21 protein-coding genes, 1 tRNA gene and 1 pseudogene are annotated in these 24,125 nt (G+C 59.6%); 11 read left to right on the forward strand and 12 right to left on the reverse strand.

Annotated features, from left to right (window positions below; translation table 11 throughout):
- Positions 1-9 precede the first annotated feature (9 nt).
- Together HFO99_RS20090 and HFO99_RS20095 are read left to right on the forward strand one after the other, a co-directional pair.
- On the forward strand, positions 10-3,105 hold the full coding sequence (locus tag HFO99_RS20090; RefSeq protein ID WP_222363174.1) for a DEAD/DEAH box helicase: 3,096 nt from the start codon (positions 10-12) through the stop codon (positions 3,103-3,105).
- Positions 3,106-3,160: 55 nt separating this feature from the next.
- A complete protein-coding gene (locus HFO99_RS20095) occupies positions 3,161-3,964 on the forward strand; it encodes an ASCH domain-containing protein (protein WP_222363175.1) in 804 nt (267 codons plus the stop codon).
- Positions 3,965-4,124: 160 nt separating this feature from the next.
- On the opposite strand, the gene HFO99_RS20100 is transcribed toward HFO99_RS20095, so the two are convergent.
- A complete protein-coding gene (locus HFO99_RS20100; protein WP_222363176.1) occupies positions 4,125-4,463 on the reverse strand; it encodes a hypothetical protein in 339 nt (112 codons plus the stop codon).
- A 356-nt stretch (positions 4,464-4,819) separates the two neighbouring features.
- Positions 4,820-8,635 (reverse strand): vitamin B12-dependent ribonucleotide reductase, encoded by a 3,816-nt coding sequence (locus tag HFO99_RS20105; RefSeq protein ID WP_222363177.1) that lies wholly within the window; start codon positions 8,633-8,635, stop codon positions 4,820-4,822.
- Between the two features lie 121 nt (positions 8,636-8,756).
- Here HFO99_RS20105 and HFO99_RS20110 point away from each other — a divergent pair, with 121 nt between their 5' ends.
- Positions 8,757-9,038: a hypothetical protein gene (locus HFO99_RS20110; RefSeq protein WP_222363178.1), complete on the forward strand. Its 282-nt coding sequence runs from the start codon at positions 8,757-8,759 to the stop codon at positions 9,036-9,038.
- A gap of 290 nt (positions 9,039-9,328) precedes the next feature.
- On the opposite strand, the gene HFO99_RS20115 is transcribed toward HFO99_RS20110, so the two are convergent.
- The 4 genes from HFO99_RS20115 to HFO99_RS20130 all read right to left on the reverse strand — a co-directional run bounded on the left by HFO99_RS20115 (position 9,329) and on the right by HFO99_RS20130 (position 12,619).
- Positions 9,329-9,919: a hypothetical protein gene (locus HFO99_RS20115; protein ID WP_128403026.1), complete on the reverse strand. Its 591-nt coding sequence runs from the start codon at positions 9,917-9,919 to the stop codon at positions 9,329-9,331.
- Between the two features lie 296 nt (positions 9,920-10,215).
- Positions 10,216-10,710 (reverse strand): xanthine phosphoribosyltransferase, encoded by a 495-nt coding sequence (gpt, locus tag HFO99_RS20120; protein ID WP_128403025.1) that lies wholly within the window; start codon positions 10,708-10,710, stop codon positions 10,216-10,218.
- A 181-nt stretch (positions 10,711-10,891) separates the two neighbouring features.
- Positions 10,892-11,734: a universal stress protein gene (locus HFO99_RS20125; RefSeq protein ID WP_128403024.1), complete on the reverse strand. Its 843-nt coding sequence runs from the start codon at positions 11,732-11,734 to the stop codon at positions 10,892-10,894.
- Positions 11,735-11,842: 108 nt separating this feature from the next.
- Positions 11,843-12,619 (reverse strand): competence/damage-inducible protein A, encoded by a 777-nt coding sequence (locus HFO99_RS20130; protein WP_130658813.1) that lies wholly within the window; start codon positions 12,617-12,619, stop codon positions 11,843-11,845.
- A gap of 300 nt (positions 12,620-12,919) precedes the next feature.
- Between HFO99_RS20130 and wrbA the strand changes: the two genes are divergently transcribed.
- Entirely contained in the window at positions 12,920-13,516 is a 597-nt protein-coding gene (gene wrbA, locus HFO99_RS20135; RefSeq protein WP_017993703.1) for an NAD(P)H:quinone oxidoreductase type IV, read from the forward strand.
- Between the two features lie 217 nt (positions 13,517-13,733).
- Positions 13,734-13,818: transfer RNA gene (locus HFO99_RS20140), tRNA-Leu, on the forward strand.
- A 288-nt stretch (positions 13,819-14,106) separates the two neighbouring features.
- On the opposite strand, the gene HFO99_RS20145 is transcribed toward HFO99_RS20140, so the two are convergent.
- Complete coding sequence (locus tag HFO99_RS20145) at positions 14,107-14,541, reverse strand: VanZ family protein (RefSeq protein WP_128403022.1); 435 nt, start codon at positions 14,539-14,541, stop codon at positions 14,107-14,109.
- A gap of 153 nt (positions 14,542-14,694) precedes the next feature.
- Between HFO99_RS20145 and ilvA the strand changes: the two genes are divergently transcribed.
- The 4 genes and pseudogenes from ilvA to HFO99_RS33475 all read left to right on the forward strand — a co-directional run.
- Positions 14,695-15,945: a threonine ammonia-lyase gene (ilvA, locus tag HFO99_RS20150; RefSeq protein ID WP_128412142.1), complete on the forward strand. Its 1,251-nt coding sequence runs from the start codon at positions 14,695-14,697 to the stop codon at positions 15,943-15,945.
- Between the two features lie 37 nt (positions 15,946-15,982).
- Positions 15,983-16,309, forward strand: coding sequence for an HlyU family transcriptional regulator (locus tag HFO99_RS20155; RefSeq protein WP_128403020.1), 327 nt, complete (start codon positions 15,983-15,985; stop codon positions 16,307-16,309).
- 236 nt (positions 16,310-16,545) lie between these two features.
- A complete protein-coding gene (locus tag HFO99_RS20160) occupies positions 16,546-17,817 on the forward strand; it encodes a sensor domain-containing diguanylate cyclase (RefSeq protein WP_128403019.1) in 1,272 nt (423 codons plus the stop codon).
- Positions 17,818-17,946: 129 nt separating this feature from the next.
- Positions 17,947-18,152, forward strand: a pseudogene (locus tag HFO99_RS33475) (TetR/AcrR family transcriptional regulator); the annotation flags it as partial.
- A gap of 46 nt (positions 18,153-18,198) precedes the next feature.
- Here the strand turns inward: HFO99_RS33475 and HFO99_RS20165 are convergent.
- Positions 18,199-18,813 (reverse strand): FMN-dependent NADH-azoreductase, encoded by a 615-nt coding sequence (locus tag HFO99_RS20165; RefSeq protein WP_029873022.1) that lies wholly within the window; start codon positions 18,811-18,813, stop codon positions 18,199-18,201.
- Positions 18,814-18,952: 139 nt separating this feature from the next.
- On the opposite strand from HFO99_RS20165, the gene HFO99_RS20170 reads away from it, so the two are divergent.
- A complete protein-coding gene (locus tag HFO99_RS20170; protein ID WP_222252855.1) occupies positions 18,953-19,921 on the forward strand; it encodes a LysR family transcriptional regulator in 969 nt (322 codons plus the stop codon).
- Positions 19,922-19,963: 42 nt separating this feature from the next.
- Here HFO99_RS20170 and HFO99_RS20175 read toward each other — a convergent pair whose 3' ends face one another.
- Positions 19,964-21,952: a bifunctional 2',3'-cyclic-nucleotide 2'-phosphodiesterase/3'-nucleotidase gene (locus HFO99_RS20175; protein WP_222363179.1), complete on the reverse strand. Its 1,989-nt coding sequence runs from the start codon at positions 21,950-21,952 to the stop codon at positions 19,964-19,966.
- Positions 21,953-22,028: 76 nt separating this feature from the next.
- On the opposite strand from HFO99_RS20175, the gene HFO99_RS20180 reads away from it, so the two are divergent.
- The gene (locus HFO99_RS20180) at positions 22,029-22,166 is read left to right on the forward strand and encodes a hypothetical protein (protein ID WP_261323240.1); all 138 of its coding nucleotides are present in this window, start codon (positions 22,029-22,031) and stop codon (positions 22,164-22,166) included.
- Between the two features lie 41 nt (positions 22,167-22,207).
- Here the strand turns inward: HFO99_RS20180 and HFO99_RS20185 are convergent, their stop codons facing one another.
- The 3 genes from HFO99_RS20185 to HFO99_RS20195 all read right to left on the reverse strand — a co-directional run bounded on the left by HFO99_RS20185 (position 22,208) and on the right by HFO99_RS20195 (position 24,113).
- Positions 22,208-22,612, reverse strand: a complete 405-nt coding sequence (locus HFO99_RS20185) for a PilZ domain-containing protein (protein WP_222363180.1) — start codon at positions 22,610-22,612, stop codon at positions 22,208-22,210.
- Between the two features lie 85 nt (positions 22,613-22,697).
- Entirely contained in the window at positions 22,698-23,579 is an 882-nt protein-coding gene (locus HFO99_RS20190; RefSeq protein WP_222363181.1) for a DMT family transporter, read from the reverse strand.
- 72 nt (positions 23,580-23,651) lie between these two features.
- Positions 23,652-24,113 carry an Lrp/AsnC family transcriptional regulator gene (locus HFO99_RS20195; RefSeq protein ID WP_003538804.1) on the reverse strand — a complete coding sequence of 154 codons (462 nt, stop codon included), beginning with the start codon at positions 24,111-24,113 and terminating at the stop codon, positions 23,652-23,654.
- Positions 24,114-24,125: the final 12 nt, after the last annotated feature.

Genomic DNA, 24,125 nt, shown 5'->3' on the forward strand with positions numbered 1-24,125 from the left:
GGAACGCCCGTGGATTTCGACCTCTCATTCGACGACGACGGTGTACGGATAGGGCTGCAAAGCAAACGTCCTGGTTTCCTCAGCCAACTGATCCCCAAGAAAGCGCCAGTCGATCTCCAGAACCTCCCGATCGGCGAGCGCGAAGTTCTATTTGCGATAGCTGACACGAGAGCCATCGGCAACGAGATGGGCATCGAACCCGTCATAACCGCTACCGAGATACGATTGAGCCATCGGCTGGCGGCGGCACTCGACTCGGCTACTGCCGAGACTCTCGGCTTGCCCCCGGTTGTCGATCTGGTCCTCAAAACCGATGTCGAAGGCATCATTGGAAGCAGTGGTTTTCGGCTCAAACACGAATGGCTTAGGAACGGCCAGCGTCAGTTGCCTGCGCGGGTAGGCTCGATCCTAACAACGGCCGCTGGGCTGCGGCGTATCCCGTTATGGATGATGGACGCCATCGAGGTTTCGGAATCGCATCGTCCCGGAAAAGGCGAATCCGCCGACTGGGAATCGCTTGCCCGTTTTCGGCAGATGCTGGACCCGGGAGCCGACGGGGAAAACAAAGGCCCCGCGGCGCGTCTGTCGATGACCGACTTTCTCAGCGGCCTGCAGGTGCGGCTAGCTGACCGATTTTCGATTTCGCCCAGAGGTTCGTCGGACTTCGAAGTGGTGCCGTTTTCGTCTCGGCGTCTAGGGCAGGACGACAGTGGTCATGATGAGGTCTCCGAAGATATGGGGGAGATCGACAGCACCAATCTCGGGGTGTTCCAGACAAGGCTGCGCGAACGCGGCGCGCTGCCTGCTTATCGCCTGTCTCCCGGAAGCTATCTCGTCGTCGACCGGGCAGCGGCCCCCGCGCTCAAGGTCATGGCCGACATGCAGAAAGCGCCGACTGACGAACGGCGTGAGTTCATGCGCAATCCGGGCCTCAGAATCTCGGACGCTGTCGAAGCCCAGCTTCGCGCCGACGGAAAACTCCAAGGACTAAGTCCACAAGCCGAGCAAGAGGCCATCGAGGCGGCTGCAGGCGACCTACTTGTCGAGACCCGAGAGTATTCCGAACGCGTAACGGGCATCGTGGCTTTCGAAAAGGTGGCGCTCGACATTTCAGAGGGTAGCGGTACGACGTGGATGCCCGAAGAGTTCGCGCGCAAGCTCGGCGAAGTTCTGGGTAAAATGCCGCGTGACGAGCTGGAAGCACTGCATGAAAGGGTGTCAGACGCGATAACGGCTGAGCAGTCATCCGTGGAGCTAGGTGACCACAGCTTGCCCGCCCGCCCGGAAATGCTGACGCTGATCAACAACCGAATTGATGCCAAGGACGTCGCCGAACCACAAGAGGAATCCCGAGCCCCAGAGCTCAAGCATGGCCCGATGGTTCTCGACACGGCAGTGAATTTTGAGGAGCTCTCGTGGCATGCAAAGCTGAAAACGAGAAACTTGGCCACGGGTTTCAATATCCCACAGGACATCGAAACACCGCTCAAAGAGCATCAGATTGAAAGCCTCGAATGGCAGGTTGAAGCATGGAAAGCGGGGCTTCCCGGTGTCCTAAACGCCGATGAGCAGGGATTGGGAAAGACACTGCAGACGATTGCCTTTTTGGCATGGCTTAAAGCGCAGATGGCCCAAGGCACCCCGACGAACAAAGGTCCGGTGCTGGTCGTCGCGCCCACATCGTTGCTGGAGAACTGGGAGCAGGAGGTTAGCCGCCATCTCCGGGAACCAGGCTTGGGTCACCTTATCAGGCTTTATGGAAGCAGCCTCGGCGGACGCAAGTCGGTCGGCGCAAAGGGACGGGATACCGACGCGGGCGAGGCAAAACTCGATCTCGGTTTCCTACATGAAGCCATTGAGGAAGGCAGGGCGCATCGGGTTTGGCTCCTGACCACATACACAACGCTCACCAACTATCAGCATTCCCTCGGACGCGTTCCGTTTTCTGCGATTGTATTCGATGAGATTCAAGCGCTGAAAAACCCGGTCAGCCTGCGAGCGGTAGCGGCTCGGGCTATGAATGCGGACTTCCGCATCGGGTTAACCGGGACGCCGATCGAAAACGCGGCTACTGACCTTTGGTCGATAATGGACCAGTTGGCCGCTGGGTCTCTCAATACGCTGCGCGACTTCCACACACGCTATCGCGAGCCAACGTCGGAGAACATGGCAGAACTCCACAGCCGCGTTTTCCTGCCGAACGATGAATGTCCGCCGCTGGCGCTTCGCCGTGTCAAAGACACCGTAGCGTCCGACCTGCCCAGGAAGGCCCGCAAAATCCATCCGCGTCTTATGCCCGACGCTCAGGCGAGCGCCTACGATGACGCCCGGTTGAAGCTGGCGATCGGAGGGATGGGAGCGCAGCTCAAAATGCTCCACCATATCCGCACGGTCTCGGTGCACCCTTCTGTCCAGGCGGCTCGAAGCGACGAAGACTTCATTACGGCATCTGGCCGCTTGACCGCCGTCATGGACATACTCCGGCAGGTGCATTCGCGCGGCGAGCGTGCGCTCGTGTTCATCGAGCATCGGCAAATGCAATATCGCTTTATCGAGCTGGTTCGCGCCGAGTTCAAGCTGGCACGCGTTGACCTAATCAACGGCGATACCCCCATCCCGCAACGCCAGGCGATCGTCAATCGCTTCCAGCGACACCTCGTCGACGACCAGGGCTTCGATCTATTGGTGCTCGGGCCCAAGGCGGCTGGAACAGGGCTGACGTTGACAGCGGCGACACATGTCATCCATCTGTCGCGCTGGTGGAACCCGGCCGTCGAAGAGCAGTGCAACGACCGCGTTCACCGGATTGGCCAAACCCATCCGGTGACAATCCACATCCCGATGGCCATCCACCCGTCCTACCGCGACCAGTCCTTCGACTGCTTGCTGCAGAGCCTGATGACACGGAAACGCCGGCTGGCTAGCTCGGCATTGTGGCCGATGGGCGATACGGATGATGATGTCGCCGCACTACAGCGTCTGCTTACGGCAGAGAAAGCCACAGAGAGCGGTGACCCTGTGAGTGCCGCGATGCAAGGAATGTTCCAGCGGGACAATCTGAAATTGCCCGTGGCGGCAGCCGACGGTTCTCTGTCGATCGACTAATGCTGGCGACTTCGAAAAATAATTCGGTAACGGAAGCCCTCCAACAAGGATTGAAATGAACAGTCAAATCGTCGCTCGGTCATCGGTCGTTGTAACAAAGGCGCTGGTGATCGCCCAGCCCTGGATCAGTTTGATACTTGCTGGTCAGAAGGACTGGGAAATGCGCTCGACGCCTACGTCCCATCGAGGGTGGTTCGGCCTTGTCTGGAAGGGCATGGGTTCAGTTTACGGCGTGGCTCGTCTTATCGATGTAAATCCTCTGCAGTCACCCGAGCAAATGATCGAAACGATCGAGCGACATCGGATACCCGAAGAAATGATCAGGTCTGGCGAGGTAGCGAGTTGGAACACACCGTGGGTGCTAGCCGACGTCCGCCGGCTTGAAACGCCCGTTCGCTATCGCCACAAAAGCGGTGCTGTGACATGGGTTAATCTCGATGAGGAGGTGACCGATGCGATCGCCCGCCAGATGAACCATGGTCCACAATCGGGCGAGGTGCTCGCGGCAATTCCCGAGCCGGAAACGCTCACCGTCGCGAACAACCGCAAATTCGTTGGCGAGGTGGAGATCACCCAAGGTAACATCGACCACAAACATATCTATCTGCGCAACTTCTTCGATGGCTTTCCATCTGATGCAATCGGAGGTTCTAGCAAGGCTGAAAAGGCGGCCCGTGAAATCGTTGTCGACTGGGGGCAAGGCACGGTTCGAACCGACCTAGACGGGTCGAAGAAATTATTCCGGGCGAGAGGTTGGATCGGTTCGTTCTTCCGCGCCAATGGCGTGGTCGCAGGCGACAGGGTTCGGGTCGAGGAGACCGGACCGTATCAATACAATGTGACGGTGCGGATATCATGAAAACGTAGCTCGGAGTACCGGAGATGGACGGCCGCATACCAGGCGGCGGGCTGAAACGCAGATGGGCCAGCGCTTGGACCGTATATCCGAGAGCCGTAGGGTATCTTCTGGCGTTTTCCAGTTGGTCGAAAGCTCGGTGCATGGCTACAAACGGAGGTTATCATCTCTGAAGAGGACCTCCTCGTGCCAGAGCGTAGTCTTCGACTCTGAACCAAGGCGAGCGCGGCGTAGGCGCGTCCGTACTCGGGATCGAGTTGAATTGCCCTTTTGAGCGGCGCGACGGCCGCCGCGTCGTCCTTGGCATTGAAACGAAGGTAGAGAGACTCCAGCCCTCGTCGAAGGCCTCTTTCGCCCGGAGGCTGTCCGTCCTGCCACGGGTGATCTCCGTTTTCTCGTTTCCCATGAGATTGACTTTCAGCGCCTCGACGATCTTGACGACGAACGCGTCCTGAACGCCGAAAACGTCGGCAACATTGCCGTCGAAGCGATCGGCCCACACATGGTCCCCCCGAGAGCGCATCAACCCCCAACCTCGATCAATCGATGAACGTCTACGAGTTGATCGGTTTCGTGCCGCACCTGAAGGCGTCCAAGTTCGGAATGTACGACGCTCGCTCTAGGCTCTAGCCGTAGTCCGTTCCGTCGACCCTAGATCGAATTAATGACTTCATCTTAGGTGAGGTCTGCCCACATTTCTTAGTTTTCCCGTCATGCGTTGTGAAAACAGAGCTTCTTCGGCTGCGAAGTGGGCTCCGCTCCTCAGCCCTGTCTTCCTAAACGGAATCCGCCCAAAGGGCGGATGCTTCTTTGACGCGGTTCGCTTTAGTGCGAACCGGTTCGGAGTAGGAAGAGTACTCAAGAGCACCCACTTGTACTTCCACACGTGTCGCACTTCTCGCAAGTGCCATTCCGCACCATCGTGAAGTTCTGGCACTCCGAGCACATGTTGCCGGTATAGCCCTGCATGATCGAGCGCTGGCGGCGTTCGGCTTCGCGCTTCTTGGCTTCGGATTTCGCCGTTGCCGCGTCGGCTGCCGCCTTGTCTGAGAACAAGGCCGTTGCGTCGCTGGTGAGTTCCTCGGTCACCTCTTCGGCGATCTCTTCCGCCAGTTCCTTGGCGCGTTCTTCGTAATCGCGCTTGAAGGCGACGATTTCGGAGGTGGCGATGGCGACCGTCGGCTCCAGCTTGCGGGCAGCGCTGCCTGCAAAGGCGGTCACGGTGCCGGTGGACGTGGCGCGGGCAGGGGCGGCGGTCGCCGCACCCTTGGGTTCGCCTGCCTGGCGTTCGCCGCCGGTGCCGGACACCAGCGTCGGCTTGTAGCCGCGGGTCCAGCCGGTGGAGAGCAGGTTGGTCTTGCCTTCCTGGATGCCCTTGCCAAGCGCCGTGTTCGAGAAATCCGACGTATCGACATGTGCCAGATCATGGCGGCCGAGATAGGAAACGGCAAGCTCGCGGAAGACATAGTCGAGGATCGAGGTAGCGTTCTTGATCGCATCATTGCCGATGACCATGCCGGCCGGCTCGAACTTGGTGAAGGTGAAGGCCTCGACATATTCCTCGAGCGGCACGCCATATTGCAGGCCGAGCGAGATGGCGATGGCGAAATTGTTCATCATCGCACGGAAGGCGGCGCCTTCCTTGTGCATGTCGATGAAGATCTCGCCGATGCGGCCGTCGCCGAATTCGCCGGTGCGCAGATAGACCTTATGTCCGCCGACGGCGGCCTTCTGGGTATAGCCCTGGCGGCGGTTCGGCAGCTTCTCGCGTTCGCGCGAAACTCGTTCGATCACCCGCTCGATGATCTTCTCGGTGACGGTGACGGCCTGGGCGGCCAGGGGCGCCTGCAGCAGTTCCTCCAGCGCATCCTCATCGTCCTCGTCTTCGATCAGCGAGGAATTGAGCGGCTGCGACAGCTTCGAGCCGTCGCGATAGAGCGCGTTGGCCTTGAGGCCAAGCTTCCAGGAGAGCATGTAGGCGTTCTTGCAATCCTCGACGGTCGCCTCGTTCGGCATGTTGATCGTCTTGGAAATCGCACCCGAGATGAAAGGCTGAGCCGCCGCCATCATGCGGATATGGCTTTCCACCGAGAGGTAGCGCTTGCCGATCTTGCCGCAAGGATTAGCGCAATCGAAGACCGGCAGGTGTTCCGCCTTGAGGAAGGGCGCGCCTTCCAGCGTCATCGCGCCGCAGACATGGATGTTGGCGGCTTCGATGTCCTTCTTCGAGAAGCCGATATGGTCGAGCAGGCTGAAGCTCATGTCGGCGAGCTGTTCGTCGGAAACCTTCAGCGTATCCTTCAGGAAGTCGGCGCCGAGCGTCCACTGGTTGAAGACGAACTTGATGTCGAAGGCGCTCTTCAGCGCGGCATTGACGGCTTCGACCTTTTCGTCGGTGAAGCCCTTGGTCTTCAGCGTCGACGGATTGATCGCCGGCGCCTGGTTCAGATTGCCGTGGCCGACAGCATAGGCTTCGATCTCGGCGATCTGGCTTTCCGAATAGCCGAGCGTGCGCAGCGCGTCGGGCACGGCGCGGTTGATGATCTTGAAGTAGCCGCCGCCGGCGAGCTTCTTGAACTTGACGAGGGCAAAGTCGGGCTCGATGCCGGTGGTGTCGCAATCCATGACGAGACCGATCGTGCCTGTGGGCGCGATGACCGAGACCTGGGCATTGCGGTAGCCATGCTGTTCACCAAGCTCGAGCGCCTTGTCCCAGGCCGATTTGGCGTGGGCGACGAGATCCTGGTCTGGGTTTTCCGAATGGATCAGCGCGACCGGGTTGATCGACAGCGCTTCATAGCCGGAGCTCTCGCCATGCGCCGCACGGCGATGGTTGCGAATGACTTTGAGCATGCTCTCGCGGTTCGGCGCGAAATTCGGGAACGGGCCGAGCTCGGCAGCCATTTCGGCCGAGGTCGCATAGCAGATGCCGGTCATGATCGCGGTCAGCGACCCTGCGATGGCGCGGGCCTCAGTGGAGTCATAGGGAATGCCTGACGACATCAGCAGGCCGCCGATATTGGCGTAGCCAAGGCCGAGCGTGCGGTATTCGTAGGAGAGTTCGGCAATGCGCTTCGACGGGAACTGCGCCATCATGACCGAGACTTCGAGCACGACGGTCCACAGGCGAACCGCATGTTCGTAATCGGCGATGTTGATGCGCTTGGTGGCCTTGTCCTTGAACTGCAGCAGGTTCAGCGAGGCAAGGTTGCAGGCCGTGTCGTCGAGGAACATGTATTCCGAGCACGGGTTCGAGCCGCGGATCGGGCCGCCGGCCGGCGAAGTGTGCCAGTCGTTCATCGTCGTGTTGAAATGGATGCCCGGATCGGCCGAAGCCCAGGCGGCGTAGGAAATGGTTTCCCAGAGATCGCGGGCCTTCAGCGTCTTCATCACCCGGCCGTCCTTGCGGGCGGTCAGGTTCCATTCGCCATCATTCTCGACGGCGCGCAGGAAGTCGTCCTTGATCGAGACGGAGTTGTTGGAGTTCTGGCCGGATACCGTGAGGTAGGCTTCCGAATCCCAATCCGTGTCGTAGGTCTTGAATTGGAGATCCTTGTAGCCCTGGCGGGCGAACTGGATGACGCGCTGGACGTAGTTCTCGGGAACCTGGTCCTTCTTGGCGGCGCGGATTTCGCGCTTCAGGGCAGGGTTCTTGTTGGGATCGTAGCAATCGCCGTTGTCACCGCCTTCGCAGTTGAAGCAGGCCTTCATGATCGCCTTCAGATGCTTGGCGACGACCTTGGAGCCGGTGACGAGGGCTGCGACCTTCTGCTCTTCCTTGACCTTCCAGTTGATGTATTCCTCGATATCGGGATGGTCGATGTCGACGACCACCATCTTGGCGGCGCGGCGCGTCGTGCCGCCCGATTTGATGGCGCCGGCGGCGCGGTCGCCGATCTTCAGGAAGCTCATCAGGCCGGAGGAGCGGCCGCCGCCGGAAAGCTTTTCGCCTTCGCCGCGCAGCATCGAGAAGTTGGAGCCGGTACCGGAGCCGTATTTGAACAGGCGCGCCTCACGCACCCAAAGGTCCATGATGCCGCCTTCGTTGACGAGATCGTCCTCGACAGACTGGATGAAGCAGGCATGCGGCTGCGGGTGTTCATAGGCCGACTTGGACTTGGTCAGCTTGCCGGTGAAGGGATCGACGTAGAAATGGCCCTGGCCGGGACCATCGATGCCGTAGGCCCAGTGCAGGCCGGTGTTGAACCACTGCGGCGAGTTCGGGGCGACGCGCTGGGTGGCGAGCATATAGGCAAGCTCGTCCTTGAAGGCCGAGGCATCTTCCTCGGAGGAGAAATAGCCGCCCTTCCAGCCCCAATAGGTCCAGGTGCCGGCAAGACGGTCGAAGACCTGGCGCGCATCGATTTCGGAGCCGGTCTGCTCGTCCTTGGACAGGGCCTTCAGCGCAGCATCGTCGGGAACGGAGCGCCACAGGAAGGAAGGAACGTCGTTTTCCTCGACCTTCTTCAGCCGAGTGGGAACGCCGGCCTTGCGGAAATACTTCTGCGCCAGAACGTCGGTCGCGACCTGGGAGAACTGCGCGGGAACATCGATATTCTCGAGGCGGAACACGACCGAACCGTCAGGGTTCTTGATCTCGCTCGTCGCCTTGCGGAATTCGATATCCGCATAGGCGCCTTGGCCGGCCTTCGTGAAACGACGTTCGATGCGCATGGTCTTGACCTCGTGTTGGCGCCCGGTCCCCGCGACCTCGGCGCAAAATTCCTATCCGGCGGCACTTTGTCGTCGCGCAGCCAGTCTCGTTTCCGTATCGTGACAGGGGTGTCATCCGGAGATGACCTTCCTGTATCTTGTGGTGATGGTGGCTGCAAACACTAAATATAGTATTAACAGCTTATTATCGCCAGTCCCAATGTCACTTTTTTTGGAGGCTGAAAACCGCACAAAAACCCTGTCAGGCCTGAACCGTTCCCGGTCCATCGCCCTGATTCTGCGTCCTAATTTTCAAAAGGGAACCGGGCTCGTTACCTCCGGTCCTGTCGCCGCCGCAACATCAGGAACAGTAAAGTTTGAAACAGCTGATTCCGTCAAGGGCTGGCTTTTAATTGATTGCTAACCACAACATGTTGTGGATGCGCCTGTGGAGATTGGGGAAAGCCGGGGAGCGCTGAAATTACAATGGCTTGCAGGTGTTGCCGGCTAAGGAAAAGGTCGGAACGGCAAAAAAGCGTCCTGCGGCAAATCTTGTGATGGCATTTCCGGCGCAAATGCGCATGGCGATTCGCAGAGGAAATCAGCGCCCTGAGAGCATGTCGCGCAAAACTGTAAAGCGGTTTTGCGGTAACGACGAGCGTTGGAAATAAGACCTAAAGCGCGGGGAGCGAATCTGAAAGATTGCGACGCGCTTTAGAGCGCATCGATGGCGATGGTAGCGATGGCGACGCCAATCGGCCTGTTCTCTTCGTCCATGACGACGAAGCTCGCCTGCGTTTCGAGATTCTGGGTGGATTCGTTGCGTTCGGCCCGGTCGATGAAGATCTCCCGGGAGCTGTTGGCGAAGGTTCTGAGATATTTCTCCTCGTCGCCCTGCCAATAGTCGGCGGTGATGGTGCTCTGCCCGACATTCAGCCCATGCGAGTCGGTGACGAAAAACTCGACGATCACCCCTTGCGAGGCGTCCTGCCTGGCTTTCAGATAGTGCGACACGGATTTGTCGAGCAGCAGCTTGACCATATGCAGGTGGTGCTGATCGACCTCCGACCGGTAGGTCTCGTCGAGCACGCGCATATCCATTTCGCTGACATTGTCGAATTTCGCGTTCTGCTCGGCAATGGCGTTCAGCACCAATGGCGTTTCCACTATTGGTCGGATCCGCTTCTCGACATAGTCGCGCACGAGGGGAATGTAGGCAGGCTCAGCGCGGACAGGCGCCAGCGGAAATAGAAAGGTCGCCAACCCGACGGTCACAACCGCTCCTATATGCCCCCACCGCGCCATCTTGCTTCCTTATATCGCATCGTTTGTTGCACGCTTTAAGCGCAATTTGACGCGATTCGCAGCTTCTTACAGCGCCGCGCGTCTTCTTTAGACGCGCTAAGGACGCTGTAACACTTTGAATTTCTGCATAATTTTATCCTTAAATCGATTCCGATTTAAGGAATTATGCAGTGTTTATGCGAATAAGATAAAATAGATGTGCAGATCCCGATAGCGGATTCAGAAAACCTCGCCGACAAAATCTGGAACAATTTCAAGTAGTAAATGCGAAGGTTGCGCGTTGCGATCGGTGGCGATCAGCGCGCGCCCTTGGCGATCGGCTCCTGATAGGTGAAGCCCATGTCCCAGGGGAAGTAGATCCAGGTATCCTGGCTCACCTCGGTGATGAAGGTGTCGACGGTCGGTACGCCCTTCGGCTTGGCATAGACGCAGGCGAAATGTGCCTTCGGCAGCATGGCGCGCACCTGTGCGGCGGTCTTGCCGGTATCCGTCAGGTCGTCGACGACGAGAACGCCTTCGCCGCCATTTTCCTGAAGTTCGGGCGCTATTCCCTTGAGCAGCACCATGTCCCCCTGGTTCACATAGTCATGATAGGACGCGACGCAGACGGTCTCGATCAGCCGGATGTTCAGTTCGCGCGAAATGATCGCAGCCGGAACGAGGCCGCCGCGGGTGATGCAGACGATCGCCTTGAACGTCTGATCAAGGCCGGCAAGCCGCCAGGCAAGCGCGCGCGCATCGCGGTGGAACTGATCCCAGGAAACGGGAAAGGCTTTATCGGGAAGGGACATCGGGCTGCTCCGCGGCATGAAAAAACGACACGCCGTTTGCCGGCGACCGGACGGGCTTGAAGCGGCGATCGGCAAAACGCAAATCGCGCAGCCGGAACTGCGCGAGATGGGGCCGAGGCTCGAAGCTGTCATCGGTCGCCGCAATTAGCGGGATTTGCCGGCAAAAGGCAAGAGCAGCCAATCAACGCGATAACAGGGTCAGCGCCGTCATCGATTGCAGCAGGGTCTTGGTCGTGCCACCAAAGATCATCTGCCAGAGCCAGGAATGCGTATAGGCGCCCATGACGAGAAGATCGATGCTGCTGTCCGAAAGCCTGTTTTCGATGACATGGGATGCGCTTTTGTCCACACTTTGCGCCGTCGAAAGCGTCGTCTTCACGCCATGACGCGCAAGCGTCGCGGCGATGTCGGCACCTGCGGTCAGCGGCGATTGCAGCGCCGTGTCGGCCGGATCGACCGAAAAGATCTCCACCTCGTCGGCGGCTTTGAGGATCGGCAGCGCGTCGAAGGTCGCGCGCGCCGCCTCCTTCGAGCCGTTCCAGGCGATAAGCACGCGCTTGATCGGCTTCGGCTGGCGGATGATATAGGGGATCATCAGCACCGGCCGGCCGCTTTCGAAGAGGAAACTGTCGACGTCGACGTGGCTGTCGGAAGGTCTGGCCGGGTCGGCCTGTGAGGCGATTAAGAGGTCGGCGCTGCGCGCACTTTCGATCAGCGGTGCGGAGCCGTATCCGGTTGATGTGGCAAAGCTGCGCCACTCGGAGGAAGCGCCTGATGCCTCCGCTTTCGCCCTGAAGATACGCTCGACCGCAATCGTTTCGCTATGCGCCATGTCCTGCAGCGCCTGCACGGCGACGGGATCGGGGATTTCCATCGGCGCCACCAGCGGCACGGCGGAGATGATTTCGGCATGCAGGCCGATCACATGGGCGCCGCTTTCAGCGGCCATGGCAAAGGCGAAATCGGCAACCGCGCCGCTATTGTCTGATGTATCGAGAATGGCGAGAATGGTTTTGTAAGACATATCAATTCTCCTTGCGCTGAAATGGCTTGCGCGAGGAAAGGAATGCACCGGACCGTTCTGCTGTTCCTTGATGGGGATCAAGGATGGTCCTGAGTTCCGGCGTTTCCCTCAAGCCTCGGCGGAATGGTTTTCGGCGATGTCCTTCCTCTGGCGGATGGCGTCGATCATCTCCCGGACTTCGGCGCCGGCCGCATCGATTACCGCCTGCGAGCGACCGCGTACGACGATCTCGGTCGAGAATTTCTGGCCGACATAGCGCGGGTAGGAGCCGATGCTGGTTTCCGGATGTGCCTTCTGGATCGCGGTCAAGGGCGTGCCGATCTCGCCTTCGCCGTAAGGGCAGGCGATGGCGAGCGAAAGCACCGGCGTGCCGGTTCGAAGCGTCGGCAGCACATTGTCGACCATTGCCTGGAACACCTGCGGCACGCCGGCCATGACATGGACGTTGCCGATGATGAAGCCCGGCGCGGTCGAGACCGGATTGGCGATATGCACCGCCCCTCGCGGCATGCGCGCCATGCGTTGGCGCGCTTCGGTGAATTCCATCTCGCGGCGCCGGTACATCTCGGCAAGCAGCGTCATTGCCGCTTCGTCATATTCGCAAGGCACGCCGAAAGCCTTGGAGATGGCATCGGCGGTGATGTCGTCATGCGTCGGCCCGATACCGCCCGAGGTGAAGACGTAATCATATTTGCCGCGAAGCGCGTTCAGCGCCTCGACGATCGCCTCCTCGTCGTCGGCGACGATGCGCACCTCCTTGAGATCGATGCCGGAAAGCGTGAGCAGATCGGCGAGATGGCCGATATTTTTGTCCTTGGTGCGGCCGGAAAGAAGTTCGTCGCCGATGGCGAGCATGGCGGCGGTGACGACGATGTCTTGGCTCATGGGATGTTCCGTGATCTGAGGCTGGTGAATAGGTAGTGCCGTTCGGCCGCTTTGCAAACAGCCAGAGCATGATGCCGAAAAGTGCAAGCGGGCACAGCATTCAGATTTCAGGCCGAGCCAGCCGGAAATCTGAATGCTGTTCGGCGATAGGTTCATTTTTGCTGAAATGAAAACGCAAGTGAATTTTCGTCTACGGATGCTGAACACTGAGTTCTTCATGGCATGGCTGTGTTCGGATATAGGCGCTGATAGAACTCCCTCGGTCACGAAATTCAACCAGTGCTCCAAGGGAGATTGAAGATGGCGAAGGTTCTCGTCCTTTATTATTCGGCTTACGGCCATATCGAAACCATGGCCTACGCCGTTGCCGAAGGCGCGAAGTCGGCCGGTGCCGAGGTTACCGTCAAGCGCGTTCCGGAACTGGTTCCGGAAGACGTCGCCAAGGCTTCCTACTACAAGGTCGATCAGGCGGCTCCGATCGCCACCGTCGACGAACTGGCCGACTACGATGCGATCATCGTCGGCGCCGGCACCCGCTTCGGCACGGTCGCCTCGCAGATGCGTAACTTCTGGGATCAGACGGGCGGACTCTGGTTCGCCGGCAAACTCGTCGGCAAGCTCGGTTCGGTCTTCACCTCCTCGGCCACCCAGCACGGCGGCCAGGAATCGACCATCCTCGGCTTCATCCCCACCTTCCTGCACCAGGGCATGGTTGTTGCCGGCCTGCCTTACGCCTTCCAGGGCCAGATGGGCACCGAGGAAGTCAAGGGCGGCTCGCCCTACGGCGCTTCCACCATCACCAACGGCGACGGCTCGCGCCAGCCTTCCGAGATCGAGCTGGAAGGCGCGAAATATCAGGGCGCCCACATCGCCAAGCTTGCCGCCAAGCTCGCCTGATCTTCGGCACTGAAATGATAAAGGCGCGGCGGGCGTGAGGCTCGCCGCGTCTTTTCCGTTTCTCCCGCGACAGACCGGGCCCCTTGATCGGTCGCGGCTTTCCGGCGGAAAATGTGTGACGGATCATTCGGCGGTGCAACTGGCCAAGACAGGCATGATTTTTACGGCTTGCGGCTCTTCCCATCGCCCATGACGCAAGATATTGAAAACGCCGCAAGCGGGCGTGGCGAAACTGGTAGACGCAAGGGACTTAAAATCCCTCGGCCTTGGCTGTACGGGTTCGACCCCCGTCGCCCGCACCACCTTTATAATCCCGTTCGAATATGCTTGTATTATGCGTGTATATTGTGGATAAAAGCGCGCTATTGCTTGCATATGGCATTTTCGGTGCAAGGATTGCGCCGCGGCGGTGGAGTAAGTGTTGTCTTGTGGGAGTAAGACGATGGTTTACGATTGGAGTGGGGCAAGGACTAGGCGCATCCGCGTCTTCAAGACCAGTGTCGCGCTTGTTCTCGGAACTGCGATGGCCGCGATACCACTGTTCTTCTGGGCAGTGCAATTACGCGCTTTCTAGCCGATCCCGCTGATATTCAGCGTTCTGCGAACGGAAGGGCGTTTGGCGCCTTCGTATCGCGCCATTTGTTAATCACCCAGCCAGCCAGCAGACCGAGGGCTGTACCCATCGCCTTGATGCTCGCGTCATGCAGGCGCGGATGGCGGGTCGGCGCGAAATATTGCAGCCATTCGATGGCGAATGCGCCGACGATCAGCAGCACGGCCACCGTTTTCCATTGTTTCGGATAGGAAAGCGCGAAGGCGAGGCCGAGAAGTAGATAGGCAACCGCGCGGTCAACATCGACCATCGTGACTGTATCCGGCCTCTCTCCGATCGGCGAAACCGTGACGAAGATGATGAAGGCGAGCAGCAGCCAGGCGAGCGGTTTTGCGAATTTAAAGATCATCATAGCTTCATATAAGTGGCCGCCCTTTTCATTGACAGTTAAAATCAGTTCATGTGCCGCCAATTCGCGATTGGCTTAAGAAAGCCTTCTTCGGAGCGAACCGGTCCGGGAGCGAACCGGTCCGGGAGCGAACCGGAAACGGCCGAAACGGGCTTTCTTTTGCCGGTTGGCCTGTGCCATAGCGGCGGTGGCTAATTGAGAGAATGGACCACGCCCGTGACGAAACTCGATGTCGAAAGCGCCGAAGAGGCGATGCGCAGCCTGTTTCCGGCAACGCCGCTGCAACTCAATGATCATCTTTCGGCCCGCTACGGGGCCGATATCTGGCTGAAGCGCGAAGATCTGTCGCCGGTGCGCTCCTACAAGATCCGCGGCGCCTTCAATTTCTTCCGCAAGGCGATCGGGCAGGGTGCTGCCGGCAAGACCTTCGTCTGCGCCTCGGCCGGCAATCACGCCCAGGGCTTTGCTTTCGTCTGCCGCCATTTCGGCGTGCCGGGCGTCGTCTTCATGCCGGTGACGACACCGCAACAGAAGATCGACAAGACCCGCATGTTCGGCGCCGAATTCATCACCATCCGGCTGTTCGGCGACTTCTTCGACCAGTGCTACCAGGCCGCGCGCGAACATGTGGAGGCAGTCGGAGGCGTCATGGTGCCGCCCTTCGACCATGCCGACATCATCGAGGGTCAGGCGACGGTGGCCGCCGAAATCATGCAGCAACTGCCGGAGGGCACGGTGCCGGACATGGTCGTCCTGCCGGTCGGCGGCGGTGGACTTGCTGCCGGCATCACCGGTTATCTCGACGGCACGGTGCCGAAATCGGCTTTCGTCTTCACTGAGCCAGCCGGCGCGCCGAGCCTTAAGCGCAGCATCGAGGCGGGCGCGGTGACGACGCTTCCCAAGGTCGACAATTTCGTTGATGGCGCCGCAGTGGCGCGCATCGGCGACCTGAATTTCGCGGCCCTTCGCGATTTTCCGACCGAGCAGGTGCAACTGATGCCGGAGAACGCCATCTGCGTCACCATTCAGGAGATGCTGAATGTCGAGGGCGTCGTGCTGGAGCCAGCCGGCGCCCTGTCGCTGACGGCGATCGCCGCGATGGACGGCCAAGCAATCCGCGGCAAGACCATCGTTGCCGTCGTCTCCGGCGGCAATTTCGATTTCGAGCGTCTGCCTGACGTAAAGGAAAGAGCCATGCGTTACGCAGGGCTGAAGAAATACTTCATCCTGCGGCTCGCGCAGCGCCCTGGCGCACTCCGGGATTTCCTCAATCTGCTCGGCCCCGACGACGATATCGCCCGCTTCGAATATCTGAAGAAATCGGCGCGCAACTTCGGCTCGATTCTGATCGGCATCGAAACCAAGGCGCCTGAGAATTTCGCCCGGCTGATCGGAAATTTCGAAGCAGCCGGCATGGGTTACGAGGATATTACCGAAAACGAGATCCTCGCCAACCTGATCATTTGACTTGGCGACAGCGATATCGCCGTGCTAAAGGCGGAGCATGGCTTCGTTCATTTCAAATATCTTTTCGATGTTCTCCGGCGGCAGCAAACCGGCGACGGAATCGGCAGGCCCTTCCGGCGAGCCGCAGCTTTACGGCGATTGCACGATCTATGCAGAGCCGCGTAGGGAGGGCAGCCAGTATCGCCTGGCCGGCCGTATCGAAAAGAAGGTCGGCGACGAGGTGCTGGTGCGCAATTTCATCCGCGCCGATCTGTTTACCTCCTCCGACGATGCGATCGAATGCACGGTGCGCAAGGCGCAGCAGATTATCGATCAGCATGGTTCGTCGCTCTTTGGTGACGGCGAGAAGCTTCGTCAGGTCTGAAATCGGGATCCGGGCATAGGTCCTTGATACCGGCTGTAACTATTCCTGTGTGTGATCCGGGTGCTCTCCAGCAAGCGCGTTCTCACTCACGCAATCTTAAAGGATTGCGGTGAAAGGTATCGCCTGCAGGATTTGCAGGACACCCCCGTGTTTGACTGTTTCGGACGATTGACCAAAGGATTCGTTGTCGCGATCACCGCGCCAGCAGGAGGCCGAACGTCCGGAGCCGAGGTCTCATGATGGAGACACTCAACCTCCTTCTCTTCGTCGTCGAAGCCATCGCCTATTTCGTGCTGATGGTGACGCTTCTGCATTTCCGTCATCGGCTCGGTCTCGGGGTTTTCCTGACGGCGCTCGGCGTCATGCATTTCATGGAGACCTATCTGGCGGCGGTCTTCTACGTCTCGCTGCCGTTTGGCGATGTGTCGCCGGGCTCATCGATCTTCTTTTCCGGCAAGCTGATGATGATCCTGATGCTTTACCTGCAGGAGGATGCGGCGACGGTGCGCCAGCCGATCTACGGCCTGTTCCTCGGCAACCTGCTCACCGTCGGTATTGCCTGGGTGCTGCAGTTGCACCAGCCGCTGCAGATGTCGACCAACCACACGCCTGACGTCGATTTTCTCAAGGAGATGGGCTGGCTGATGGTCTGGGGCACGGCGCTGCTCTATGTCGATTCGCTCGGCATCATCCTGCTTTACGAAAAACTCGGCGATTTCTTCCGCCGCCGCGTCGTCCTGCGTTTCCTGATTTCGGGCTTCGTGCTGCTGACCTTCGACCAGATCGGCTTCTTCGCCGCGCTGCATTACTTCCTGGATGTGCCGATCGCCGCATTCTGGGGCGGATGGAAGGCGAAAATGCTTGCCGTCTGCCTCTATGCGGCGATGTTTGCGATCTATGAGTATCGTGTTCGCCGTATCGGCGTAGCCGGGTCCGCACGCTCGATTAGCGACGTATTCGGCGACCTGACGTTTCGCGAGCGCTACAACGATCTTCTTGAGCGCACCGGCCGCGACATGCTCACTGGCGTCTACGATCGGACGCGCATGGAAATGGAAGCGCCGCTGATGCTGCTGGAGGCACTGAAGCAGGGGTTGTTCGCTACCGTCCTCATTATCGACGCCGATCACTTCAAGGATGTCAATGACGGCTACGGCCATCTCCAGGGCGACGAGGTGCTGAAGGCGATCGCCGCCCGATTGGGCACGACGTTGCGCTCGAGTGATCGTGTCTTCCGCTTCGGCGGCGAGGAATTCGTGGCCGTCTGTCCGGGCACCGATCACGAAGAAGGTCTGCTGCTTGCCGAGCGACTGCGTTGGACGATCGCGACCAGCGTCAAAACGCCGGATGACAGGCCGGTCACGGTCAGTATCGGCGTTGCGACCGCCGATGAGGACGGCGTCGATTTCACCGCCGTGCTGACGGCTGCCGACGGCAGGCTCTACGCGGCAAAGAAGAGCGGCCGCAACTGCGTCGTCGGCCGCTCCGGCGTGGTGAAACTCAGTTAGCCCGTGGCTCCGGCATATAGACCATGCTCTGTGTATTGCTCCTGCTTGCCGTCCTGAATTTGGCAATCGTCCTATTTCGTGTTGCTCACCGTGCAACGCAAGAACGAAAGAAGGCGTCCGTAGGAGACAATAGCGACGGACGGGCTCAGGCGTAATTTCGCGTCATTGGCGAGCAAGGCTGCGCGAGCGGATGAAGGAGAAAGGCGGCGAAAGGCGATCATGGCCTTCGCGATGATGGCCGGCGGCGCGGCCTTGCCAGGATCTCGTCCGATGAAGAACTCTCCGCCGAAATCCTGGCAACGGCCCGGGATTTTGTCGCCGACATCGACAAATGAAAAACGGCCGGCGAAAGGCCGGCCGTTCCATAAGAATTTGAGCCGATCAGGCGGCCAGCGCGATTTCCTGGACGCGCGACTTGGCGGCGTCGATCGCCTTTTCTGCGGCTTCCGGACCGAAGGCCAGGCCTTCGACATAGATGGTCTCGATATCGCTGATGCCGAGGAAACCGAGAACCGACTTCAGGTAAGGCACGGCATGGTTCAAGGCGGCGGCCGGACCCTGCGAGTAGACGCCACCCGAGGCGAGCACCACATAAACCTTCTTGCCGGTTGCGAGGCCGACTGGGCCGCTTTCCGTGTACTTGAAGGTCAGGCCGGCGCGGGCGACGTTGTCGATCCAGGTCTTCAGCGACGAATAGATGTTGAAATTGATGAGGCCGGTGCTGATGACGATCGTGTCGGCGGCGAGCAGTTCGTTGACGAGTTCGTCGGAAGTCTCGACGGCTGCGGCTTCCTCAGCAGTGCGGGCCTCGGCCGGCTTGCGGATCGCGCCGGTGAAGAGGTCATCGATATGCGGCAGCGGGTTGGCGGCAAGGTCGCGGCGGACGACGACGCTGCCCGGATTCTGGCTCTTCAGCTTTTCGGCGAGATCGACGGCGATCGGAGTCGAGAGCGATTCGGCACGCGGGCTGGACGTCAGAAGAAGGATGGACGACATGGTGCATTTCCTTTCGAATGGAATTTGACGGCCCGTTACTGGGAGGTGAGCCGCAGTCTCGATGAGGAAAATAGATCTGGCCTGCTATCGAAAAAACGGTGATAATGTCGATCGAAACTATCGATGGAATGGATAGAAGATGCTGCCGAACCCGACTTTGGACCAATTGCAGGTGTTTTTGACCGTTGCCGAGACCGGCAGCTTCTCGGCCGCTTCGCGGGCGCTGAACCGTGCGCAGTCGGTCGTGAGCTATACGATCGCCAATCTGGAGGCGCAGCTCGAAGTGCCGCTTTTCGAGCGCTCTGGTGCGCGCCAGCCGAAGCTGACGGAGGCGGGCAAGGCGATGCTGGAGGATGCGCGGCGCATTCTCGGCGACCTGCAGGTCATGCGGGCGCGCGTCAAGAGCCTGAGAGAAGGGCTCGAAGCGGAGGTTTCCGTCGCTATCAGCGTCATGGTGCCTTCGCGAGCCCTGGTGGAGGTCCTGCGCGAATTTCGCGAGATGTTTCCGTCCGTTTCGTTAAGCCTCAATGTCGGTGAGCTCGGAATGGTCATGGATCTTGTCCTGAGCGGCAAGGCGACCGTCGGAATTGGTGGTGCAGTCGTCCAGCAGGACGATTCGATCGTCACGGAACGGATCGGTCATTCCTTCATGTTGCCCGTTGCCGCGCGCAACCACCCGCTTGCCGGGATCGGTCGGCCGCTGACGCTGGGCGACGTGCGCGAGGAAGTGCAACTCGTCGTCACCGATGCGTCGGGCCGGACGAAGGGGCGCGATTTCAACGTTCTGTCCTACAAGACGTGGCGCGTCAGCGATATTGCGACGAAGCACCAGCTCATCAAGGCCGGCCTCGGCTGGGGCGGCCTTCCGGCTTCCGTGATCCATGACGATCTCGTCAGTGGCACGCTCGTCCATCTCGATCTGGATGCCTACGAACAGGGGGAGTATCCGATATATTCGGTGCGCCAACTCGCCAACCCGCCCGGACCTGCCGCCACCTGGATGATCGACGCGTTCCGCACCCGGCTTTCCGCCTGCCCGAGCCAGGCCGATTTCCATGCTCGGATGGCGGAGCTGTCTGAACCCGCTACGCCGCTTGCGGCAGAATGACGAAGGCGCGGGTGCCGCGCCTTCGTCGACATATTTTTTCGCCTAAAGAACCAGCCTGAACTTCGAGAAACCGTCGGCCCCTTCGCCGGCATCCTCGATCTTCACGCTTTTGACCTCGGCGCGGAACTGCTTCGCCTTCGGGCCGCTTTCGAAGGTTGCGGTCGTGCCCGGGAGCGGCTTGAAGGTCCAGTTTGCGTCGGCCGACGGATTGATCGTGCCCTGATCATGGATATAGCGGACGATGACGTCGCGGTTGGTATCAGGCGCCTGGAAGATCACCTTGTCCGCCTTGATGTCCGGGAAATTGCCGCCGCCGCCGGCGCGGTAGTTGTTCGAGACGACGACGAACTTCTGAGCCGGATCGATCGGCTTGCCGTTGAAGGCGAGGTTCTGGATGCGGTTGGCGTCCGGATGGATCGGTTTGCCTGACGAATCATATTTCGGCGGCTGCGACAGGTCGATCTGGTAGGTGACGCCGTCGATCACGTCGAAATTGTAGGACGGGAAATCGGTGTTGAGCAGCGCCGCATCCTTCGAGCCGACCTCGATGTGATTGAACATGCCGGCCGACATTTCGAGCCAGTTCTTCACCTGGGCGCCGGTGATAGCAACAGCCTGCACCGTGTTCGGGTAGAGATAGAGGTCGGCGACGTTCCTGATGGCGATATCGCCGGCCGGAACATCGGTATAGTAGTCGGCGCCGCCGCGACCGCCGGCCTTGAAGGGGGCCGCCGCCGAAAGCACCGGCAGATCCTTGAACTCGGTGTCGGCGAGCATCTGCTTAATATACCAGGTCTGGGCTTGGCTGACGACCTGTACCGAGGGATCGTCGGCAACCAGCGCGAAATAGGAATAGAGCGGCGCGGACGTCTTGCCGACCGGGGTGCGGACATAGGCAAGTGTCGCCTCGTGCTCGGCTTTGGCGGCTTCGATCACGTCCTTCTTGTCGGCGTAGTCGGCGACCACCTTCTTCTTGTCGTCGCGATGATAGATCGGCCGTGCTTCCGAGGTGAAATCGACGATCTTCCAGCTGTTGCCGTCCTTTTCGAGCAGCAGGTCGATAAGGCCGAGATGTGAACCCCAGAAGCCAGCCATCACGGCGGGCTTGCCGTGCAGCGTGCCCTTGACGGGATCGGCATTGGCGATGCCGTCCCAGCTTTTCGGGCCGGGGAAGACGAGATGCTGGTGGCCGGTGAAGATCGCGTCGATCCCATCGACGGCAGCGAGATGCAGCGAGGCGTTCTCCATCTTTTCGGACGGTGTGCTGCCATCAATGCCGGAATGCGAGAGCGCAATGACGATATCGGCGCCGGCTTCCTTCATGGCGGGAATCCAGGCCTTGGCGGCCTCGACGATGTCGCGCGTCTGCGCCTTGCCTTCGAGGTTCTTGATGTCCCAGACCATGATCTGCGGCGGTACAAAGCCGATGAATCCGATCTTGACGGGGCTCTCATTGCCGGCGCCGTCTTTGATCTGTTTTTCCAAGATGATGTAGGGCTTGAAGAAGAGATCGTCCCGCTTCGGGTCCGAGGCGAGCTGGCCCTTGGTGAGGTTGGCGCAGACGAAGGGGAAGTTCGCGCCTGATAGTACTTTGAACATGAAGTCGAGGCCGTAGTTGAACTCGTGATTGCCGAGCGTGCCAACCGTATAGCCGAGCGTGTTCATCGCCTTGATCACCGGATGGACGTCGCCGTCCTTCATGCCATGCTGATAGGCCATGTAGTCGCCCATCGGATTGCCCTGCAGCACGTCGCCATTGTCGATCAGCAGTGAGTTGATAGCCTCGGCGCGGATGCCGTCGATGATCGTCCCGGTGCGCGCAAGACCCATCGTGTCGTTCGGCTTGTCGGCATAATAGTCATAGGGGAAGACATTGACGTGAATGTCGGTCGTTTCCATCAACCTCAGATGCGCCTGGTTGGCGCTGGCGCGGGCGCTGAAAGGGTGCAGCAGCACCAGGGCGGAAGTGGCGGCGAGTCCGCCGAGCAGGGAACGGCGGCTCATTACGCCAACATCGAAAATGGAAGACATGCAAACTCTCCTTCAGGGTCATGCATCGTCCGGCCCGTCAGAGTTAGGACGATTTGGCGGGGAGTACACTGCGAAAATGACAGGACGTCAAAACAATCCGCCGGAAAAGCGTCATGGCTCGGAAATGCAATTTATGGCGCAGTCACCCGGCGCCAGGCTGCCGCGAACGCAAGGCGCGGTCATCCTCGGCGTCAGTGTCAACCGCAGCCGCTGAAGCGATCTCAGCCGCTCTTTCAGCGCAAAGGCCGGGCAACCTTACGAGTTTGGCGTCGATGCTGTTAACTGAGGCGTCCGCTCGACGATGACGGCGGTTCTAACCAGCGGGCGTACTGCCAGTACCGGCCGCATCTCCTTATGGAAAAAGCGGAAATAGGAGGAGATCTGCGCCCTCGCATTCGAATTCACGTCGAACTGGATGCCGACGCGGCCATTATGCTTCCAGCGGATGACACCTTCGAGCAGCCCGAGGTTTTCGGCCTCGATGCGTACCTTGCTGCCGGAAGCGGCATGGAGCGGCCCCTTCATCTCCAGGGCGGCACCGGTCGGCGATAGGTTGAGGATGCGGGCATCCACCTGGCTGCTCAGATATTTGACATGGCCGAACACGCGGCAGTTTTTCCGATCGGCCTTTCGGGCCGTGATTTTCAAGTTGCGGGTCATACTGTCTCCCTTGGTACTGCCGGGAAGCATAACGCCGGAAAATTGAAATGGTTTTAGGGGCTTGGCTAAAATTGCAGTGAAACCGTCAATTGGCGACGGCCGCTCTGCGTCCCACCACATGTTCGCGCCAGACGGTAAAGATGCCGGCAGCGACAACGATCGCCGAGCCGACGATCATGTTGAAGCTGAGCGTTTCGCCATAGATCACCATGCCGATGATTGAGGCGTAGACAAGTGACAGATAAGTCAGCGGCTGGACGGCGGCGGCATCGAGAATATCATAGGCGCGGATCAGGAAATAATGGCTGGAAATGCTGGTCACGCAGACGAGCGCCATCCAGCCCCAGTCGCCCGGCGACATCCAGCTCCAGTAGAACGGTCCGACCAGCGTCATCGTGATGCCGCCGACGACGCCGGTATAGAAGAAGCTGGTCATCGACGAATCGTCGCGGCTGACCAGACGGGTGGCGATGACGTAGAAGGCGAAGTTGAAGCAGGAAATGACGGCGAGAAGCAGCTTCACGTCGAAAAAATCGCCTTCCGGCTTCAGGATCAGCAGCACCCCGAAAAGTCCGGCGCTGATCGCTGACCACCGCCGCCAGCCGACCCGCTCGCCGAGGATCGGCATCGCCAGCAGCGCGATCAGGATCGGCGTCGCGGAAAAGATCGCCTGTGAACGGGCAAGGCCGATCACCGCAAAGCAGGTGATGGCGAGAACCACCTGGACTGCAAGCAGAACGCCGCGCGTCACCTGCAGGAAGGGGCGTTTGGTGCGGGCCGTCGCCTTGATCCCGCCGCGCATCTTCGAAGCGACGATAATCGTGAAAAGCGCAAAGGCCCAATAGCGGATCATCGTCACGAAGATTGGCGGATAGGCCGTCGCCAGATGTTTCGAGATGGCGTCCTGCAGTGAAAAGATGGTGAGCGCCAGCAGAACGAAAATATAGCCTTGGGTCTTCGATGTCATGACTTGCCAATGAGCGGGAAACGCCCGCGAGCGTGAAAAGTCTGGGCAGGCTTTCGGCGAAGATGCAAGGCCTCAAAGCCCGACATTCGGCTTGTCGATGATTTCTCTGAGCGCGAAGCTGGAATTGATCTTGACGACGTGGGGCAGGGCCGACAGCCAGTCGCGGTGGATGCGCTCATAGTCCTCGAGGTCCCGGGCGGCGACCCTGAGGATATAGTCGTATTCGCCCGACATCAGATAACAGACGAGCACGTTCGGGCAGAGCTTCACCGCTGCCTCGAATTCCGCCAGCGTCTTGGCAAACTGGCCGGAGAGCGAGATATGCACGATGGCGATCATTTTGTAGTCGAGCGCCTTGTGTGAAAGCCGCGCATGGTAGCCGCCGATGACGCCGCTTCTTTCCAGGATGTCGAGCCGGCGCGAACAGGCGGAAGGCGACAGTCCGATCCTTTCGGCAAGCTCGGCATTGGTGATGCGGGCGTTGGCCTGCAATGCCCGGAGAATCGCAAGATCGATTGTATCGAGATCGGCCATTCGAAGAACCTT

The organism is Rhizobium leguminosarum (genome assembly GCF_019798305.1).
Classification (GTDB): domain Bacteria; phylum Pseudomonadota; class Alphaproteobacteria; order Rhizobiales; family Rhizobiaceae; genus Rhizobium; species Rhizobium leguminosarum_U.

Coding starts and splice junctions, on each gene's coding strand:
- HFO99_RS20175 (WP_222363179.1), bottom strand. CDS start 21,952: ATGTCTTCCATTTTCGATGTTGGCGTAATGAGCCGCCGTTCCCTGCTC.
- HFO99_RS20195 (WP_003538804.1), bottom strand. CDS start 24,113: ATGGCCGATCTCGATACAATCGATCTTGCGATTCTCCGGGCATTGCAG.
- HFO99_RS20095 (WP_222363175.1), top strand. CDS start 3,161: ATGAACAGTCAAATCGTCGCTCGGTCATCGGTCGTTGTAACAAAGGCG.
- HFO99_RS20125 (WP_128403024.1), bottom strand. CDS start 11,734: ATGTCTTACAAAACCATTCTCGCCATTCTCGATACATCAGACAATAGC.
- wrbA (WP_017993703.1), top strand. CDS start 12,920: ATGGCGAAGGTTCTCGTCCTTTATTATTCGGCTTACGGCCATATCGAA.
- HFO99_RS20115 (WP_128403026.1), bottom strand. CDS start 9,919: ATGGCGCGGTGGGGGCATATAGGAGCGGTTGTGACCGTCGGGTTGGCG.
- HFO99_RS20180 (WP_261323240.1), top strand. CDS start 22,029: ATGACAGGACGTCAAAACAATCCGCCGGAAAAGCGTCATGGCTCGGAA.
- HFO99_RS20105 (WP_222363177.1), bottom strand. CDS start 8,635: ATGCGCATCGAACGTCGTTTCACGAAGGCCGGCCAAGGCGCCTATGCG.
- gpt (WP_128403025.1), bottom strand. CDS start 10,710: ATGTCCCTTCCCGATAAAGCCTTTCCCGTTTCCTGGGATCAGTTCCAC.
- HFO99_RS20165 (WP_029873022.1), bottom strand. CDS start 18,813: ATGTCGTCCATCCTTCTTCTGACGTCCAGCCCGCGTGCCGAATCGCTC.
- HFO99_RS20155 (WP_128403020.1), top strand. CDS start 15,983: ATGGCTTCGTTCATTTCAAATATCTTTTCGATGTTCTCCGGCGGCAGC.
- HFO99_RS20110 (WP_222363178.1), top strand. CDS start 8,757: ATGACCTTCCTGTATCTTGTGGTGATGGTGGCTGCAAACACTAAATAT.
- HFO99_RS20130 (WP_130658813.1), bottom strand. CDS start 12,619: ATGAGCCAAGACATCGTCGTCACCGCCGCCATGCTCGCCATCGGCGAC.
- HFO99_RS20185 (WP_222363180.1), bottom strand. CDS start 22,612: ATGACCCGCAACTTGAAAATCACGGCCCGAAAGGCCGATCGGAAAAAC.
- HFO99_RS20170 (WP_222252855.1), top strand. CDS start 18,953: ATGCTGCCGAACCCGACTTTGGACCAATTGCAGGTGTTTTTGACCGTT.
- HFO99_RS20160 (WP_128403019.1), top strand. CDS start 16,546: ATGATGGAGACACTCAACCTCCTTCTCTTCGTCGTCGAAGCCATCGCC.
- HFO99_RS20190 (WP_222363181.1), bottom strand. CDS start 23,579: ATGACATCGAAGACCCAAGGCTATATTTTCGTTCTGCTGGCGCTCACC.